The 19119-nt window shown below is 50.0% G+C and carries 14 protein-coding genes; 6 read left to right on the top strand and 8 right to left on the bottom strand.

Features of this window, described 5'->3' with window-relative positions:
• Nucleotides 1-186: 186 nt before the first annotated feature.
• From F1593_RS12920 to F1593_RS12895, 6 genes are all read right to left on the bottom strand, one after another.
• Entirely contained in the window at nt 187-1161 is a 975-nt protein-coding gene (locus tag F1593_RS12920; RefSeq protein ID WP_149401978.1) for an AIM24 family protein, read from the bottom strand.
• Between the two features lie 507 nt (nt 1162-1668).
• A complete protein-coding gene (locus F1593_RS12915; RefSeq protein ID WP_149401977.1) occupies nt 1669-2058 on the bottom strand; it encodes a hypothetical protein in 390 nt (129 codons plus the stop codon).
• 94 nt (nt 2059-2152) lie between these two features.
• Nucleotides 2153-3433, bottom strand: coding sequence for a bifunctional phosphopantothenoylcysteine decarboxylase/phosphopantothenate--cysteine ligase CoaBC (gene coaBC, locus F1593_RS12910; RefSeq protein ID WP_149401976.1), 1281 nt, complete (start codon nt 3431-3433; stop codon nt 2153-2155).
• 641 nt (nt 3434-4074) lie between these two features.
• Nucleotides 4075-7203 (bottom strand): FHA domain-containing protein, encoded by a 3129-nt coding sequence (locus tag F1593_RS12905; RefSeq protein WP_172632087.1) that lies wholly within the window; start codon nt 7201-7203, stop codon nt 4075-4077.
• Between the two features lie 200 nt (nt 7204-7403).
• On the bottom strand, nt 7404-8717 hold the full coding sequence (locus F1593_RS12900) for a DUF4097 family beta strand repeat-containing protein (protein ID WP_149401975.1): 1314 nt from the start codon (nt 8715-8717) through the stop codon (nt 7404-7406).
• 433 nt (nt 8718-9150) lie between these two features.
• The gene (locus F1593_RS12895; protein WP_149401974.1) at nt 9151-10110 is read right to left on the bottom strand and encodes a YihY/virulence factor BrkB family protein; all 960 of its coding nucleotides are present in this window, start codon (nt 10108-10110) and stop codon (nt 9151-9153) included.
• A 258-nt stretch (nt 10111-10368) separates the two neighbouring features.
• Between F1593_RS12895 and F1593_RS12890 the strand changes: the two genes are divergently transcribed.
• From F1593_RS12890 to F1593_RS12865, 6 genes are all read left to right on the top strand, one after another.
• Nucleotides 10369-11289 (top strand): MBL fold metallo-hydrolase, encoded by a 921-nt coding sequence (locus tag F1593_RS12890; protein ID WP_149401973.1) that lies wholly within the window; start codon nt 10369-10371, stop codon nt 11287-11289.
• 12 nt (nt 11290-11301) lie between these two features.
• A complete protein-coding gene (locus tag F1593_RS12885) occupies nt 11302-12030 on the top strand; it encodes a site-2 protease family protein (RefSeq protein WP_149401972.1) in 729 nt (242 codons plus the stop codon).
• Nucleotides 12031-12041: 11 nt separating this feature from the next.
• Nucleotides 12042-12575 (top strand): hypothetical protein, encoded by a 534-nt coding sequence (locus F1593_RS12880; protein ID WP_149401971.1) that lies wholly within the window; start codon nt 12042-12044, stop codon nt 12573-12575.
• Nucleotides 12576-12765: 190 nt separating this feature from the next.
• Nucleotides 12766-13323 carry a nucleotide exchange factor GrpE gene (locus tag F1593_RS12875; RefSeq protein WP_172632086.1) on the top strand — a complete coding sequence of 186 codons (558 nt, stop codon included), beginning with the start codon at nt 12766-12768 and terminating at the stop codon, nt 13321-13323.
• Between the two features lie 62 nt (nt 13324-13385).
• Nucleotides 13386-14426, top strand: coding sequence for a DnaJ C-terminal domain-containing protein (locus F1593_RS12870; RefSeq protein ID WP_149401969.1), 1041 nt, complete (start codon nt 13386-13388; stop codon nt 14424-14426).
• Nucleotides 14427-14451: 25 nt separating this feature from the next.
• Complete coding sequence (locus F1593_RS12865; protein ID WP_149401968.1) at nt 14452-14823, top strand: MerR family transcriptional regulator; 372 nt, start codon at nt 14452-14454, stop codon at nt 14821-14823.
• Between the two features lie 151 nt (nt 14824-14974).
• Here F1593_RS12865 and F1593_RS12860 read toward each other — a convergent pair whose 3' ends face one another.
• Nucleotides 14975-16639, bottom strand: coding sequence for a glycoside hydrolase family 3 protein (locus F1593_RS12860; RefSeq protein ID WP_149401967.1), 1665 nt, complete (start codon nt 16637-16639; stop codon nt 14975-14977).
• A 165-nt stretch (nt 16640-16804) separates the two neighbouring features.
• Nucleotides 16805-19090 (bottom strand): zinc-dependent alcohol dehydrogenase, encoded by a 2286-nt coding sequence (locus F1593_RS12855; protein WP_149401966.1) that lies wholly within the window; start codon nt 19088-19090, stop codon nt 16805-16807.
• Nucleotides 19091-19119 lie beyond the last annotated feature (29 nt).

Below are 19119 nucleotides of genomic sequence, written 5' to 3'. Positions count from 1 at the left end.
GGAAAGAAGCTAAAAGAAACCATCGTACCATTATATCGACTTCGTTGGGCCTTGAGCCGGCTCTGGATTGAGCATCATCCATTCTTTTCTCTTGCTTTTTCTACCACCCCGAATTGTTCGAACCGATGTTCGAACAATTCGGGGTGACCCGTGTAAATAAGGATTTTGAGAATGTTAGCGGAAGCTTTAGTTATTGAAAAAGTTGCCAAGGCCGCCCAGATTGCTCTGTCCACCAGCCTGTGGACTACCTTCAGCTGTAGGTGGATGATAGGTCATCGATTGAATGCCAACTCGGCCAGGACCAATGAAGCGATTGAGTGTAAAGGATGCGCCAGCTAATAAGCCACCAATCGCACCCAGGATACCTCCTCCGCGTTGCGAGCTAGAGACGGTTGTCATCTGCATTTGCACCGAAGGATCTTTCCAGAGCCAGGCTCCTGGCTCTACATCTAGCGCCTCTCCAGGTGCCAGCATCTTCTCAAAGACATTGCCATAGCCGTGTAGCAGTACAATTCCCTCACTGCCGATCGCGGTAAATTGATCGATGAATAGACCCGTACGGCTGAAGAGAATATTGGCCGCTCCCTGCACAAACGTGTAATTGTAATCTACATTACCCGTAGCCATCAGGAACTGATGCTCACGTACCTCGACTGTTTGCCCCGGCTGGAGACGGAGTGCAACTACCTGGCCTACAGAATCGCGTGAGAACGAAATATTGCCCGGTCCCTGAGCTTCGCTGATAAACACTTGCAGCCCGGCAAAGAAACGGCGTCCTGCGCCTTTCAGTGACTTAAAGCCAATCTGTACCCCGGGATGTTTCCACAAGAGGATGTGATGTTCAAAGTAGACTGATAACTGATTACCCAACATGATATCAACTACAGGCACCAGCTCACCATCAATCGTGATTGTCATATCCGCGAGATGTAAGGGACCCCTGGGATTATGCAGTTCAGCCTTGGGAACCGCATTGCCGAACATGCTGTTGCTATATTCTTCAAACTGGTTCGGCGGTGTATAGATACCTTGAGAGGGTGCTGAATAACCTCCAGGTTGCGACATTCCCTGAGATGGCATACCAGGATTTACCGGTGAGCCGCAAGTTCCACAGAATTTAACCCCATCGGCTATCGGATTATGGCAGCGAGGGCAGGTCATTGATGGCCTCCTTTGAGTGACCAATGCTAGCAATGGTACTGGAGAATAGCGGGTTGGAATATGTTAGTATAGCTGTTTTTCCGCTGTATCGCAATATCATTGGATTGTTCTTGGTTTGATAATAGCAGCGTTTGCAGGAAGATACAAGTGTTTCACTATGGAAATAGGGTTTTCCCATTCTCTTTTGGGCAGCCTCCAGCGCCAGGCCAAAGCCCACGTAGCGGCCCCCGTTCTACGGGGGAGTGAGACGCAAATCTAGCCCCGAAGACGAGCCAGAGAGCGCTGGAGGCGTAGGTAACAGCGTGGAGTCACAGCATGGTGCGAGCTGGCCGTGCAACACCCCCGTAGAACGGGGGCTGCTACGTGGGCTCTCCGCATATGTTAGACCTGGTGTCCTGCCTTGCGCATGAGCATTGGAAAGCTCTGCTATGGAAGTCGCATAAAAACAAACAACAGGCCGGAGCGCTTTTTTTATGGCTCTGCCTGTTGTTGCTAAATTGAAATGGTTTATAAAACGAAGCTATCAGCCAGTGGGCTGCGCGTATTGGTATTACTTTCGCGCTTGTCACCATTCAGATTTACTTGAGACTGACCGTTGGTTGAGCGACTATTGTTGTTATATGTACCACTTCCGGTTGCTGGTGGTATGGCCGGGGGAGTATTCTGCATATTCTGTAAGCCCTGAAGTGATGCCTGTGACTGATTAGAGGATCCAGACTCGTTGGCGAGCTGAATTGTCTTGCCCTCAATGACCACAGCAATACCGACACCACGGCGGAGATCGGCGAGCTGCCGGCGCAACTCACGGTTCTCAGCCTCTAATGCGTCCATTAATTTTTTTTGCTCAAGCAGCATCTGCGCGATGCCTTCAAAACCAGCGCTAGCAGCACGATCCATTATGGATTCCTCCCGCGTACTTTCCGTACCCATTAAATCTAGAACAAATTCTCCCATCACAGCGCCACATCCTCCCAACTCTATTGTGCCTGACCTAGCCTAGCAACGGCACAATTCGATCCCAAATTGCCGTCGCAACGCCGGTTTTGGGCAAGACTGGCAAATCTTCCATTGCGCCATCCGCATGAAAGATCAACACTTTATTGGTGTTTGTGCCAAAACCACTATCTAAACGAGTGACATCGTTGGCCACCAGCAGATCCAGGTGCTTCTTGCGCAACTTTTCCCGGGCATGCTCAAGCAGATGTTCGGTCTCAGCGGCAAAGCCAACGCGTATCAGGCGTTTTTTTGCCGGTGTATTAGAGATGCCACCGCTTCCTCTGCTGGCATCTCCATCACCATCAAGTGTTGTTGCGAGTTCTCCCAGGATATCTGGATTTTGAACCAGATGCAGGGTTAACGCGCCTCCATCCTGATGCCCCATGGCTTCATGCTGCGTTTGTTTCTTGATCTTTTGTGTCGCTGCTACCTGTGGGCGGTAATCCGCCACTGCGGCACTCATCACAAGTACATCTGCATTTGTAATGAAGCTATGTACGACGTCACGCATCTGCATTGCTGTTTCTACCTGATGCAGTTCCACACCATATGGTGCAGGTAGCGCAACGGGCCCCGATATTAATATAACGTGTGCGCCACGATCTCTTGCATCTATTGCGAGGTTATAGCCCATTTTTCCCGATGAGCGATTCCCTACGTAACGCACTGGATCAATCGGTTCGTGTGTTCCACCGGCTGTGACAATGACACGCCGACCGGCAAGATCACCATGTTGCCCCAGGATTTTTTGAATGGCTCCAAGCAAGGTAGCTGTTTCGGGGAAGCGGCCAATGCCAACCTCTCCCGATGCGAGGCGCCCGACTTCCGGCTCCACAATATATGCTCCCCGTTCCCGCAATAGGGTCAGATTTGCCTGTGTGGCGGGATGAGTATACATATGGGTGTGCATGGCGGGAGCCAGCAGTAACGGGGCTCTGGTTGCCAGGGCAACGGCTGTGAGCATATTGTCTGCCATGCCATGTGCCAGTTTGGCAACTGTGTTCGCTGTCGCGGGCACAACTACCAGCAATTCAGCCTCTTCTGCTAACTTGATATGTGTCTCTGCGGCTTCTCCCGAAGGCTCCCAGAGGTCGCTATGGATGGGCCGATGGCTCATCGTTGCGAATGTAAGCGGGCGGACGAATTCTTCCGCATGCTCAGTCATAATCACATCGACCAGAGCGCCTGCCTGTTGGAGTTTACTTACCAGGTCAATTGCTTTGTAGGATGCGATTCCCCCACAAATACCTACGATAATACGCCTATTGAGTAACATGGCTAGCCTACTTATTTCTTTAGATAAACCATTCGTGCTGGAACACTGCTACAATAGCATATTGAAATGTTTGCCAGCAAGGATGATGCCAAGAAGTACCACTATATATTATGGAACGCTCAGGGCGAATGCCCTGGCATTCCATAATATATAGTTTTTGCCACTTTCTGCCACCGCGTGCGGCGGCGAGAGGGAGGTGAGAGATCGGGGCACAGCCCCGAACCCCAGGTTAAGGGTTGCACCCTTAACAATCCCGCTTACGTTCGCACCTATGGGGGCGCAGCCCCGGACCCAGGTTAAGGGTTGCACCCTTAGAGTGTCTCGGACTTCCATGCTCTCCACCCCTACAAGTTAGTCGCAAGATCCCGATGGAACTGGAAGTCCGAGACATTCTTAAATGATCGTAACTACTCAGGACCACATTTTGTGTCGTTAGCGATTCTTGTTACTACATCTAGTAGCAATAAGCTTAACAATAGTTTATAAAACGTCCAAAAGTGGCCTTTAAATAGCTATTGATGAGACAATAGTGAGCACTTTTGAGCTCAAAAATACTCTATAGGGTACCTGAGTAGTTACAAATGATCTTGCGAAGGTTGTATCTATGGAACTCTAGTTCCTTTGTAACTTAAAGGGTGACTCTAGTGGCGGATATCTTTGCGTTTTAGGAACCAGGCAATACCTGCACCTTGCAGAAGAATCATTGCCAGAAGGACGCCCCAGGAGAGCAGTAGGTGCGCTACGGCTGCCCCTTGATTATTCCCTGTTACGGATGAGAATAAGGTGGAGACATACGAAAATTTGTCGGCTCCTAATTTATCCCCATGCAGGCCAATCGTGGTACCCATGGCAGCCATCGACCAGCGTGTGCTGAAGAAGGCTCCCAATACCTGGAGGATTGGCGGATTGTCTAGCGAGAAGATAACTCCGGCAAAGACAACCTGTGGGATAAGCGGTAAGGGAACGATACTCATGGCGCGATCATTATTGGGCACAATTGCTGAGATGAGTAGTCCTGTCATTAAGCCTGCCAGGGCTGTTAACGCCATTGTAACATATATTTCCAGGAAGGGTGGCAGAATGACACCATGGCGATAAGGAGCGTTGACTGAGACCAGAGCTACAAGAATCAAGCTCTGTAACAGGCTGAAGATGCCCAGGACCGCGATTTTCGAAAAAAGATAGGGCGCGATACCGAGGTTGACAGCACGCTCACGGCGATAAATCGCAGCCTCTTTGACGATTTCGCGCGAACCATTGATGCATCCAAACATAATAGCAGCAAAGGACATAATAAAGAGTATTTTCTGGGCATCGCCACCTGAGCCTGGTAATATGGAGTTTTGCAGAAAGGTATCGGGCGTCATGTTTTGTGCTTGCGCGGCCGCTTTTCCTTGATCCGTTTGCAGGAAATTGACCACAACCTGGCAATCATCCGTACGCCGTGATGTTGGATCGGTCATGACCACATGTGCCACACAGGTGGCGATCTTATTCTGATTAAAAGTGCCATGACCGGTGAGTCCCAGGAGCAGCAGGCCAATAATAGGTGCCTGCAATACCAGGATGGCAAGATTGACGCGGTCATTGAGAATCAATTCAAGATAGCGCATAGAGAGTAAAAAGAATTGTTTCCAGGGATTGCCGCGTTTGGGTGTGCTGATCGGGGCCGCTGGCTGGGCTGCTCGCAGTTTGCCTGCTGGTCCTTGTTGAATACTCTCTACCACGTAACGCTTGTAATCCGGCGATTGCTTGAATCTAGCTTCCGCTTCCGCTGGAATATTGGGATTCTCATCCGTTGGCTCCAGGGCGCTATAGATCTCGGCAAAGTCGGTTTTGCCAAAATAGGCCTTGGCGTCATTGGGAGGACCAAAGTAGGCCAGTCGTCCACCCTGACACAGGAAACAGATGTAATCGCAGGCATTGATATTATTCGTGGCATGCGTGACCAGGGCAATGGTATGTCCTTTGTCGGCCAGCTTGCGCAGCAATAGCATCATTTTGCGATCCAGACCGGGATCAAGTCCCGAGGTGGGTTCATCCAGGAAGAAGACGCTGGGTTTGGCAAGCAATTCCAGGGCGATAGAGACACGTTTGCGCTGTCCACCGGAGAGATCTCGAACGAGTAGACTACGTCGATGTTTCATCTCAACATCTTCCAGCACTTCGGTGATGCGTTCATTGATCTGGGTTTCGGTGAAGTCGCTGGGAAGGCGCAGTTTAGCTGCATAATAGAGCGCTCGCTCAACCGTTAATTCGCGGTGAATAATATCATCCTGAGGGACATAACCGAGTTGTGTACTGAAGGCAGCCAGATTGTGATAATAATCCTGTCCATTGTAGAGTACGGTGCCTTGTTGGGCCGGGCGTAGACCGTTAAGTGCATCCATCAAGGTGGATTTACCTGCGCCAGAGCCGCCTACCAGGGCCACAAATTTGCGTGGGGGAATAGCGACAGATATATCGTCGATCAGGACAACATGTCGATTGCCTTGTTTCTTGAGATTTAAGGCATCGATGCGTATGCCATTGCTTTCATCTTGCTGGGTCAGTACATTGCCTGTGTAGGTCAGCTTGAAAGGTCCAATGCGGATGACATCTCCTGGCTGAAGGACCTGGTTGGAGGTGCGCTGAGAATTGACATAGACATGGTTTGTACTGTTCAGGTCAACGATGCGATAGCCGCCGGGAATCTGGATGAGTTGGGCATGGTGTCCCGATACCTGTGGATGTTTGAGCACGGCCATATTGTCGGTGGCTCGTCCCAGCGTAATAATTGGTGCGCCGAGCGGTATTGGTTGTAATTCCGGCACAGCATCCTGGACGCGTCCACTGCCATCGTTATAGGCCAGCGAGACAAAGGTGCCGTTAGCATCACTGATACGAAATACATCCCCGCGTGTCAGCACACGTTGAAAGGATTCCTGCCCTGAGATGGTTTGACCCTGGAAGGTGAGTCCATTCAAGGTGTGTCCACGTTTGGGATGTGGATGGATAAAGATAAGCTGATTGCCCTTGCGAATGATCTGGGCATGAAAACTTGAGACGGTTGGACGTTGGATTACGATGGTGTTGGATGGATCGCGTCCAATATCGAACTGCTGCTGATTGGAGGTTAAGGGATAGAGCTGTTTTTCCTGATCGGTGTTGGTACTGATTTCGAGCGTGGGTATGCCACTACTACCATTCTCAACCATTGTGCCACTATCTATGCCGGATTGCTCTGCTATGGTAAATGATGTCTCTGCGCCGCTTGATTGGTACGCATTGAGCGGTGGAGTTGGTGCATAGTATGGTGTGTTGCGTACAGGAGGCGACACTGGTGGTTGTGGTGGTTGTTGCTGTAGTGGCCGTACTCCCCTGTTCTGTATCGGTATTGATGGCGTGGGCGGATTTGCCTGAACCATATTCGGTGCAGAGCTTCGCTCGGTGGAGAGGTCTGTAGGTTTGGCTGCCTTGATTTGAAAGAGCAAGGTTGTGCCCTGACCCAGACCAATTGTGTCACGATCACTCAGTGGGGATTGGCTGATGGGATGCTGGTTGAGTGTCATTGTGTTCTGGGCCACTAGCTTTTTTATCGACCAACTACTATTATTCCAGATAATTTGTGCATGGTGACGAGAAACTGAAGGATCAGAAATCACAATATCGTTGTCTGGTTCGCGTCCCAGGTTGGTAATATGCTTTGTGATCTGAAATGTAGTACCTGCCATCGGGCCGGTCACAACCTGGAGTGTGCTAAGGATAGATGTCTCGTTTACTGCGTCCATGAGAACTCGCTGTAGTGTCTCTTCGCCACCCTTGGTCTGTAAGAGAATAGAAACTACAGCTCTCCTTTCTTTATGATCACCTTGTCAGGCCAGGATCACTCTCCAGAGATTTTGATAGAGAGAAAAGATGATACCATAGCATGAAAGCCCTGACCATGTGTCATTATACTTTAGCACTCATAAGGTGACAAGCAGTAATCTTATGGCGCTAACTGAGTGGCCTTTTGTATATGAACGTTGCCAGTGCTTACATCTAGTACAAGAGTTGCCAGGGCTGTTGTGCCAAGTGCTGGATTTAATGCTCCATGATAATTAACCGGCCCACCATTGTTATTGACGGGAATGGCGAAGTCGCTTTTGATCGCGCCAATATTCGTGTTGGCATCCAGTGTAACGTTGGTGTTGGCTGGTAAGGAGATATCGATATTACCTGTCTCATTCCGGATGAGATAGCGTGGAGGATTGGTTGTATTCTGGCTATCGGGGGGAACGAGGAGGTAGCCGTTGAAGGTAATGTTGCCCTGACTGGTTTCGATCTGGGTGCCATCGGTGATAATGGCCTGCCTGACTGTAACGTTGCCTGTAGCCGCAAGCAGTTTGAGGTCACCACTAATTCCTGTGACATCAATATTTCCACGTGGGGCATTGACTGAGAGGGCCAGCGCCGTCTGAGCACTCTGAATAGCCGCTGGTGGAAGCGTTACGGTCAAATCCACCTGATTGTTGGTAACCTGTGGCAGGGCGACTGTAATCATCAATGTGCTCGCTGCTGTTGTACTGGTACTGGTGAGTGTGGTTGTATTGGTCACTGGTGTGCTGTTATTGCCAGAGGATTGTTCTGTCGGGCAACCTGTGGCTGTAGCGGTTGTAGAAGGGGATTGCACAGCTACTGTCATTTGTTGCAGGAGTGTTTGTGCGGCGGAGTCGCTGGTTGCCTGAACCGTTTTGAGGGCGCTGACCGTCGTTTTGGTTGCGATGGGATCAACCTTCAAGGTGACATTGCCAATTTTGTCGCAAACCTGAATTTGCGATAGTTGTGAGAGCGCGACATCCTGACTGCTGGTCCGCGTATATGTTTTCAGACCAGGCAGGCCAGGGATACCACTGAGATGCCCGCCATTTTGTACCGCATTCAAGCCCAGGATCACCAGTGCGGCCAGTATGGCGACCACCAGTAAGACACCAATCACGCAGCCTGTGAGCAGAGTGGGCCAGGTACGGCGCTTGCGTGCAGGTGGAATCCGTCGCATGGTACGCTGCGGGGCAGGTTGGCGTGAAGGGCGAGAGGCCGGGATATCACGTTCGGGCGTGACATAGCTACGCTGTGTGCGGGGATAAGGTCTACGGGCCCCATGTGAAGGACGGCGGAATGGAGGTTGCTCATCGTCTTCATACTCTTCATACTCTCCATAATCCTCATAGTCATCTTCGTGGATATAGCGATAGTCGACGTAGTCATCCTCATCCTGTGGATGCCAGCCGTTCGGTGAATGATTATTTTTTTCCTTGCCCATAGATCGTTGCGTACTCCTCGCTCCTGCTTCTGATGTGCCGCGTAGAAAAATATCCTGCCCATCAAGCATGTTATTGAGTATCCATTGTACCATATAGAGCATTTATCGCTTGATAGGCAGTACAATCTTTCACTAGAAAAAAAGAGACGCATGCTGCCCGGCTACAGAGTGTCTGACTCCTATGCTCTTCACGATCTCTGCGCATGAATTTTCGCCCTAATGGCGCTCAAACATCTTTTTATTGTATATTGCTGTAAATGTGATATGAACATTTACAGCAATATACAATAAAAAGGGTGCAGGCGCGCATGCGCCAGCCAGCCAGTGAGCAGCAAGATCCCGCTGGGAGTGGGAATCAAAAACTTTATTAGAGCAGATTGAGGCAAAAAAAGGCCAGCCACAAACACCTGTGGCTGGTCTTTTTTATCGGAGCTTAGTTGCTGTGGCTGGCGCGTGTGACAAAATCATGTGGTGTGGGCGGAACATTTTCAACAAAGTACGCATTGACGGTTGCGCCAATCAATGTGACCAGTGAAATGATATAGAAGAAGATCATGAATACCAGTGCGAAGGCAATCTGATTGACAATCCCATTGGTATAGCTCTGAGCATACAGAGGGAAAGCAATCAGTCCAATCTGTAGCACAATGGCTGCGACCACCGCACCCAGGACACTATTGCGGGCGCGTGTTTTAAACATGCCCTGGCGATTGGGCAAAAAAGTATAGATGATCTCGAACAGTAAGAACGAGACGATCGAGCTACTGATGATACCCACAATCCGATTCACCATGTTCGAGTGAACGTTGAGAGAGGTATTTTGTAAGAGTGCGAGTACCTGTTCCGGCACCAATGAGGTCAGTACCAGTAATGGAGCCAGAATCATAAAAACGAGAACCATGATAATTGCCAGTATGTTTTTCTGCTTCTGGGGACGCTGTGGTACATGATAGATGATATCGAAGCAAGCCTCAAGCAAGGTGAAGAGGCGTGAACCAAAGAAGATCGCAAAAATGATACTGAAGAAAATCCAGATGCCGGAACTTTGTGTGAACTTTTGCAGTGCTGATGTCGTAATTTGTGCAGGCAATATCTGCGGAGGTAACAACGATTGCAGGTGTTTAATAAACTGTGCTTGCGCATGCGCATCAAGGCTACCAATAATGCGGCCGACAATTGCCACGAGTAACATGCCAAGAGGAATTACGGAAGTCACCAGACCAAACGTCAGTGCCTGGGTCAAATGTAAAGACCAATCATGATAGAATTTTTTAACAAAATCGTGTGTAGTCTTGGCGCCTGATTCTACGTTACTGACGGCGTCGCTACCAAGATCCTGGGCTTTGCGTTTGGCCTGGCTAGCATTCCTGTCTGTCGAGCGATAAGAGGCCATATGTTTGTTCTCCTCTGATAATGTATTTGCATACTGTGCGTGACGTTATCGTCCTCGTCGAAGTACAGTGTTGAAAGAAAATGATTTCCAAGGATAGAAATGCGGTAGTTAACCTATACTTAACAATAAGTTCACGAATGAACTTGTTTAATCGTTTCATTAATTAAGAGGAAGCAACCTTTTCAATACTTTCACAAAACGGTATAATAGGGTGGGCCATTTATCACAAAAAGTTGGTGGCGTAGGAGCAATATTTTTATGGCTAATGTTGAGGAATCGCGTTTTCTGATTCGTTTTTGGGGCGTGCGTGGAAGTTATCCCACCCCTGGTCCTGGTACGCTACGCCATGGAGGCAACACCGCCTGTGTCGAAATCCAGGCAGGAGAGCACACGCTTATTTTCGATGCGGGAAGTGGCATTATCGGCCTGGGTGCTAGCTTAATGCAGCAATTACAAGGATCAGCGACTCGCTATCTCTCATTGTTCATCACACATGGGCATGGGGATCATCTGCAAGGATTTCCTTTTTTCTCGCCCCTCTTTGACCCACGTATCAATCTCCATCTCTTTGGTCCTCAATTAGCTGATCAAAATATAGAAGAGTTATTAGTGCCGTTAATGTCGCCGCCCTATTTTCCAGTAGATGTACGTCATCTACCTTCGCAGCGTGCCTTTCATACGATTGAGGATACCCAGTGTATTCGCTGGCTCCATGGTGAGTCAGAGCCAACCCTTTTCCCACGTACCCCGAGCTTATCCGTAGCGCAAGGTGGCGAAACACGTGTTATCGCCTGCTTTACCCACAGCCATCCCTTAAATGGTGCTATTATTTATCGTATAGAGCATGCAGGTCATAGTGTTGTCTATGCGACCGACGTAGAATGGAGTGACGGCTGTGATCCGGTTATCCTGGATTTTATTGCCGGGGCAGACGTCTTGATTCACGATGCGCAATACACAACGGCCGACTATCAGCAGATGAAGCATGGGTTTGGTCATAGCACTGTAACCATGGCGCTTGATGTTGCCAGAAGTGCCCGGGTGAAGCAACTTATCCTCTTTCACCATGAGCCAACCTATAATGATGACCAATTGGATACAATGGAGGCCGAGGCCTGCGCCAGTTTCGCCCGGACACGCTCAGCATATGAAGGCATGGAGATTGATCTTTTAGCTTGAAAGAGTGAATGAATGTTAGATGTGTTATTAGCACTAATGATAATCGGTTCGTTCCTTGTGGCGATATTACTGCATGAATGGGCCCACGCTCAGATGGCTTATTGGTTGGGGGATCACTCACCAAATACCAGCGAGCGTCGAACCTTGAGCTTATCCGCGCATATTGAACCAGTAGGCTTACTGATGTGTATCGTGCTCGCCTTTCAATCCATGACCGGATTGGGTTGGGGAAAACCAGTCAAGCCAGATCCCTGGAAGATGCGTGTCAGCGCAAATACTGGTGTCCTCCTGGTGGCCTGTGCTGGCCCCATTTTCAGCCTGCTTGTCGGATTGGCGGTAGCGGCGCTGTCGCGTTTTCTCTATCCTTTTTACGAGCAAAACATCCTCTTAAGTTTTGTCTTGAAATTGCTCACCGTTTTTGCGACCGTCAACATCGGTCTGGCGATCTTTAACATTCTCCCTTTTTATCCTCTGGATGGATATCAAATTGTGTATACGCTCTTACCCAGTAAGCAAGCTGTACAATTTGCACGCTCAGCGACCTATGGACCGTTTATCATCCTCATTCTCTTCTTTTTCCTACCATTTTTGGGTCAGTTTGTGAACATGCAAAACTTCTTTTTGTTTCAACTGGCTGCCTACATCCGTTTGGGAGCATTCTTACTGGCTTCGCTGGTATCAGGTATCCCACTGACTGATACGTATCCTTACTTCTATGGTTTTTTTGTGTTGCACTTTTAAGGCATGGCAAGATGAAGATGGTGCTCAAAACGGTGCGCTACCGCTTACGGCAGGTGCGTCAACAGCTTGGTTTTGTGCCTCCGTTGACCAGAGCAGATGATGCAGAGGTGGCGCGCTGGCTTCCCGCCTCAGCTCTACCTCTGTTTTATACCATGTCAACGGCGGATCAGCAGCATAGTCTGCGGGTCTGTCGTGGTCTGTTAGCTGGTGGCAATCAGGAATCTGATTTACTGGCGGCAGCCTTATTGCATGATGTCGGTAAAGCTGAAGGGCGAGTTCCATTCTGGACGCGCCCTGTCATTGTTCTGGGCAAGCACCTCGCCCCATCCCTATTGCGCCGTACAGTCATGGAGCCAGATAATAGTGCGTACAATGAGCAGCCGCACTGGCGTCAAGCGCTGAGTTATGCCTGGCATCATGCCGCAGTAGGTGCTCGACTGGCCGAGCAGGTTGGCCTCTCCGAACGAGCCATACTCTACATTCGCACCCATCATCAACCTCATGGTCCCGCTGCCGCCCTCTATCACGTCGACGAAATCTCCTGATCCAAAAACGTCAATACCAAAAATATCTCAATTTCGGCAATAATGGTTAAATGCGTATTGTTGCTGGGAACTCTATGGGCTGGAAACTTGACAGTGTATGGCTCAAGTTTTATACTGTACACATAATAAAGTTACGCCTATCCCTATAGTAATGTAATAGAAAAGCATGCTGAGGAGAGATAAAAGCATAATGGAAGATAACCGCGATAAATCAGCTGAGCAATCAGAAAATATAGAGCAACAGTTTTTCAATACCGGCGATGCCGATCAGGTACAGCGCATTGCTGAGTTAGAGGGGCAACTGGCCCAGGCGAAAAAAGAGGCGGCCGACAGTTGGAATAAATATGTCAATGTACGCGCTGACTGGGACAATTTCCGAAAACGCCAGGAGCGTATGGTTACAGATCGTGTTCTCTATCAAAAAAAGGCTGTATTTAATAAATTACTTGAGGTATTAGATAATGTAGAGCGTGCTCTTATTTATGAAGATACTATGGACAAAACTCAGTTACAACATACTTTACGTATGCTTCAGTGGCAGATGAATGAAGTGCTGCGTGGTGAAGGGCTCAATGCGGTTCCAACGGTCGGCGAGACCTTTAATCCCTACGTGCATGAGGCAGTAGAAGCCGTTGAGGATAGCGATCAGCCCGACGGAGTTATTCTGGAAGAGCTGCGCAAAGGATACACCCTTGGCGAAGAGATACTGCGTCCTGCCCGCGTCAAAGTTAGTGTCGGGAACAAGTAAAGCCCGCTAGATCGAGGTACTATCAGTATCTCGTAGGCAGCATTTTTTAAGAGGGCTGGGACATGGATTATAAAGATTATTACAAAATATTGGGTGTCGCACGTGGCGCGAGTGCGGACGACATAAAAAAAGCTTTTCGTAAGCTTGCGCGGAAATATCATCCAGACGTCAATCCCGGCGATAAGAAGGCTGAGGACAAGTTCAAAGAGATCAATGAGGCCTATGAGGTGCTCGCAGATGCGGATAAGCGTAAGAAATATGATACGCTAGGCCCCAACTGGCAAGAGCAATTTGGCCCCAGTTTCTCAGGTGCTGGAGGCGGGCGGCGCACCTATAGTTCGGGTGGTATGCGCGGCACGCCCTTCGACTTTGATCCGTCCAGTGCAAGTGGTTTCTCTGACTTTTTTGAGGCCCTCTTTGGACGGAGCAACGCCGGTGCTCGTTCCTCAAGTATGGGTGGGGGGATGCGTGAGGATCTGCGGCGGCGCGCGGGCGATAATATTGAGCAGCCGGTCGAGGTAACGCTACAGGAAGCGTATATCGGCGGTTCACGCACCTTCAATATTCAGTCTACCGAGGTGTGTCCAACCTGCCGTGGCACAGGTGAAGTCAATGGTCGCAGTTGTAGTAGCTGCGGCGGCCAGGGGCAGATTCCCAAGAGTAAGCGTATTCAGGTTAAAATTCCAGCTGGTGTGGACAATGGTTCGAAGATTCGCGTGGCTGGTGAAGGACAACCGGGCATCGGTGGTGGTCCGCGTGGGGATCTGTTTCTTGTGATTAGTGTAAAGCCCGATGCGACCTTTGAGCGTAAAGGGGATGATTTGCATGTGGGTGTGGAGGTGGAACTGGTGAAAGCTATGTTAGGTGGCGAAGTGGCGGTTCCGACTCCTGATGGGCGTCGGCTCTTGCTCTCCATTCCATCTGAAACACAGAATGATCGGCAATTTCGTTTGACGGGCAAAGGTATGCCACATCTGCGTGGTGATGGAAATGGAAACCTCTATGCCCACGTCAAGGTTGTATTACCAATGCAACTTTCTGCCGAAGAACGAGAACTGTTTGAGCAACTGGCACGAAGTCGCGGAGTCGAAGCTCGCTCATAGCGCGATAAAAGGAGCGTGAGAAATCATGTCTGAGAATGGTGATGGCGCATGGTACATCATTAGCGTGGCAGCTCAGCGTGCTGAAGTGCATGAGCAAACCTTGCGTCATTACGAACGTTTGGGACTGATCTCGCCTGCGCGTAAGGGTAGCAGCCCGCATAGCCCACGACTGTATTCTGATCGAGATATCGAACGTGTCATTCACATTCGTAGCTTGATGCGTGATCTCGGTGTCAATCTGGCTGGTGTCGAAGCTATCCTGCACATGAAGGAAGGGATGGAAAAGATGCAAGAGGATCTGGCACATGAGATATCTCATTTGCGCGAACAGCATGCAATTGAGACGCGGCGTTTGAAGGATATTATCGAACGCTTGCAGCGTGGCACATTGCCATAATGCGACGTTCATTTCGTTCGGGAAAATAAAGGGTTTTGGGGGGAGAAGAGGAAAAGTGGGGCACACCCCACCCCCTGGCAGGAGGACTGCCGGTCCCCCTGTATCCTCTGTGCCCTTTACATGAGATCCTGCCTGGCTATAGCTGGCTATATCAGGAGTTGGCTGGTGGAACCGCCGGGACAAGGCCGCGCTCCATTTTGAGGGTAAGGATGTGGGTAGCGGCATCATCGAGACGGCTCTTGGAGAGGGCCCCATTCTTGAGCGCATTCTCGATAGCTGTGACCATTACACGCATCTCAGCGGCATTTTGAGGTCCCAGGAGTAGATCGTTGCCAGCTTTCAGGGCCATCACACCCGCATCGGCCAGCGGCACATGTTGACCATTGACCTGTACCCCAAGCATCGTCAGGGCGTCCGTCACGATAACGCCATTATAGCCAATCTGTTTACGCAAAATGTCTGTTACAAAGGTTGGCGAAAGTTCAGAAATGTAGGTAGGATCAATGGAGGGCACAAACTCATCTGTCGTCATGACAATGCCCGGTTGCTCCATTTTGTCGCTGGCATGAATAAAGTGTTCAAAGGGCAAGAGATCCTTGTCATAGAGCTGTTGTTTGGTTTCGTTGATGGTGACGAAGACGGCATGGGGATCGGTCGTTTTTGGCGCGCTACCCAGTCCTGGAAAGTGTTTGACGGTTGCGATTACACCGCCTGTTTGCATGGCTTTCATATAAGGGCCCACATATTTAATCACATCCGCAGCGGTCGAACCGAACGAGCGCTGATCCCAACCGATATAGCCATCATTAGATGATACGTCAACATCCGGCGCGAAGTTTGTATTAATGCCAACTGAGAGCAGATCGTGCGCAACCTTTGTACCTTCCCTGGCAGCAACAGTCGTACTACCGGAGTCATGGATATCGCGGGCCGAGAGGCGTGGTGGATAAATATTCGTGAGACGATGTACGTTCCAGCCCTCTTCATCGGCTGAGATCAACAACGGAAAAGTCGCGCGTTTTTGCATTCGTGCAGTATCCGCTCTGGTCTGTGCAAGCGTATTGATCTGACGTTGATACATAATGACGCCACCGGCATGCATATCATGGACCATCGCATCCAGGTCGGGTGAGTAGCTATTTTCCTGATACTCAACCATCATTACCTGACCAATTTCTTCCGCCAGACTCATCCTGGCGACAGAGAGGTAAGCCAGCTGTCGATCCTGCATATGGGTGGAGAGGTGCCTGAGATCATCTATCTGCTGACTACTCAGCGGAGGCGCGACAAAGGCCGTGGTCTTTTTGATCGTTGTTTTGGCAACCGGTGTCGTTGAAACCTCTGGAGAATAGTAACGTTGTCCCAGGATGGAGCCGCCGATGCTCAGCAGAAGCAAGACGACCAGCGCGAGTAGTAGGAGCGGCTTTGTTTGGCGACGACGACGGCGTCCAGGCAGCTGGGATGAAGTAACCTGACTCTGCGCGGTATTCCCGGGTGTGGTGGTGACTGGCTCAACGGGCGGCATCTGATCCTGAATTGAGCTTGAATAGGCTTGGAATTGGCGCAAGGATGGCTGTTTTGATTCTTGTGTTAATGAGCGAGCAGGCAGGTGTAAAAATGGATGCACGGACGGTGATGGTAGGGAGGGATCATGCCGGGGGGCTGTTTGTTTGGAATAGAGAACTTCGTCTGGCTGGTCTGGTTCAAATGGAGCGGTATTCCAATCCGCTGGTGCTGGTTGTGGTGAATATGGTAGATGCTGTGGCTTAAATGACTCTGATCTCTCATGGGCGAATGGAGATTCCTTGTTACTCATCTTCTACTCCGTGCGTGACTAGTATTGCTCAGGGCTCCCATGTCCATGGGGGCGCAAAAAATGAGACGACAGATCAGATGCATAAAATTGCTCGCTTATATACAGAGCAGTTGTACTGTGAAGGTCTTTGATGATCTATCGTCTCTGTGAAAAGTTCTCCTGCTCTTAGCGACCGCCAGACCTTTTTTTGCGATTGCGAGAGCGCGCTTGCTGGATTGCTATGGTGCGAGGTCTGGCTTCTTGCTCTGAAGAAGATAACGCATCAACTTCTGGGATTGTCTCAGATTCGACAGGAGTCAGGGATGGGGTGGGATCGTACTCATCACCCAGGCTAACTTCAGCATACTCTTCCTGGAAAGAATCCTCTGGTATATCCTGTTGGTACAGTTGCTCTTCCCAGAATGGATCATAGTTCTCTACAGGATCGATAGCATCTCTTTCTGTTGCGTCCCATTGTGTCTGCTCGTTGTTCTGTGTGAATTCAGGCTCTTCTAGCTCCTGAGCGCCGATTCTGGCTGTATAGTCTGCTTTTTTATCGGATACCTCCTGCTCGATCTCTACAGGGGTCTCAGACGCCGCTGCTGCGTTTTCTGCTGTATGCGAATTCAGTTTTGCGGCACTGAGTGCAGCTGCTACTTCTGAACGGGATACGCGGACGGTAGCATCAGAATTTAAGTCAAGATCATTTTCGGTTTGTGGAATGGCCTGTGGTTTGACAAAGTATTGTGTGTGCTCGATCTGATCGGCCTTTGCCTCATCTTCAATATGATTTGATGTCGCTGGCACTGATCCTTTTTCATCTCCTTTGAGTCTGGAGACATCAATATTTCCTGACATATGTGATTGAGGAACATAGGAATGATGATTCCCTGTGGCGCGCCTGCCAACGGCAGGGAGAGCGGAGGCGGTATCTCCAGTGCCATCATCATCATTATTGTTGTGATATTGCTGGCTTACCTGTGCTGTGCGCGCAGACTTGGCTAACTCTTTGGTATGGGGTTGAGCTGAAGGTATCTCTTTGCGATTGGCAGGTGTTAATGGCTGTGATGATGAGCGCCGGGCAGGATCGATGGTCTGAGCCAGGGCTCCACTGCGCGTGCGTGGACGTTCGCCAGTGAGAAGCTCACCTGTTTCCGGATACTCTTCCATAAAGTTGATGGTGGATTGACGGCGAATGCGTGGGGCTGAGGCACGCACATTGGGCACGACCGAGGCTGGCAGAAGAGAATAATCGAACACGACCTTGATGGCCCGGCTCTCAGCTTTATCGGACGCGGTTAGCAGGGCATGTTTATAGTTGTTGACAGCGAAATGATGGGTGATCAATTGTTCTGGCGCAATGCTGCCCTGGATCATCAATTCGGAGGCCACCTTGAAGGTTGAGACCTCATGCTCGCTGCCTAGCGGCCACTCTTCCATACCATGGGCGTTGCTTCCCTGCAAGTTAATTTCCTGGGTCCACAGGGGGGTGAGATCGATACCGATAGGTTGCATCCGCAGACCGACAACGACGATGGTTCCCTGAGAACGAATCCAACGCAAGGCATGATGCAATGTACTGCGTTCTAATGGACCATTCTTTTGTCCGATCGTATCGTAGATTACGTCGTAGCCGCCCTGAAGGGTGCGATTTCCAAAGAGTCCATTATATAGTTTGGCCTGGGTCGCACGTTGGATGCCTACATAGGCATCATGTGGATAGATGATATGTGCCGCGCCCAGACGAGTGGCTCGTTCCACCTGAAAAGGATAGCGTGCCAGCACACTGATCTCGGTTTGTGGGGTCAGGGCACGCACGATTTGTTGAATCAGCAATCCAACCGTGCCAGCACCAATGATTAAGACTTTATCGCCTGGTTGGGGCAGATGGCGGAGGACTGCATGAATTGCCATGGCGGTTGGTTCGAGCATTACTGCCTGCTCATCGGTCAGGCTGGATGGTACACGGAACAGTTGTTGTTCATGGAGTAGCATCTCTTCGCTCCACCCACCACCCAACGGGGGAGGAGCCAGAAAGGTCCCCTGTTCGCATAAATTATAATTGCCACGCGCGCAAGAATGACAGGGTGGTTGTACACCAGCCGTCACACAATTGGGCTTCCATTGTAGTGCTACTCGATCGCCTACCTGCAAGCGCTGAACATCATCCCCGATCTCAATAACCTCGCCCACCACCTCATGGCCGGGATAATAATGGCTTTGACTGGGAGTAGCAGCTGAGGCAACACGCTGATCCCTTCCTCCATGGTAAAGCAGGTGGAGATCGCTACCGCAGATACCTGAGAGGCGATTGCGTACGCGTACCCAGCTATTCTCTGGCAGTGACTGACGCGGCGCGTTCTGGACTTGTAATGGCGAATAAGAAGAAAAATAAATGTTGCGATAAAAGCGACCAATCATCTGCGCGAGCAGAACTTTCTTCTGGTCTAGATCCATCGTAGAGGTCCACATAGCGATATCTTACCTTTATCCAAATGGTT

It is taken from the genome of Dictyobacter arantiisoli, assembly GCF_008326305.1.
In the GTDB taxonomy this organism is placed as follows: domain Bacteria; phylum Chloroflexota; class Ktedonobacteria; order Ktedonobacterales; family Ktedonobacteraceae; genus Dictyobacter; species Dictyobacter arantiisoli.
Note: the sequence above shows the minus strand (reverse complement) of the source record. Positions and strands in the feature narration are given on the sequence as shown.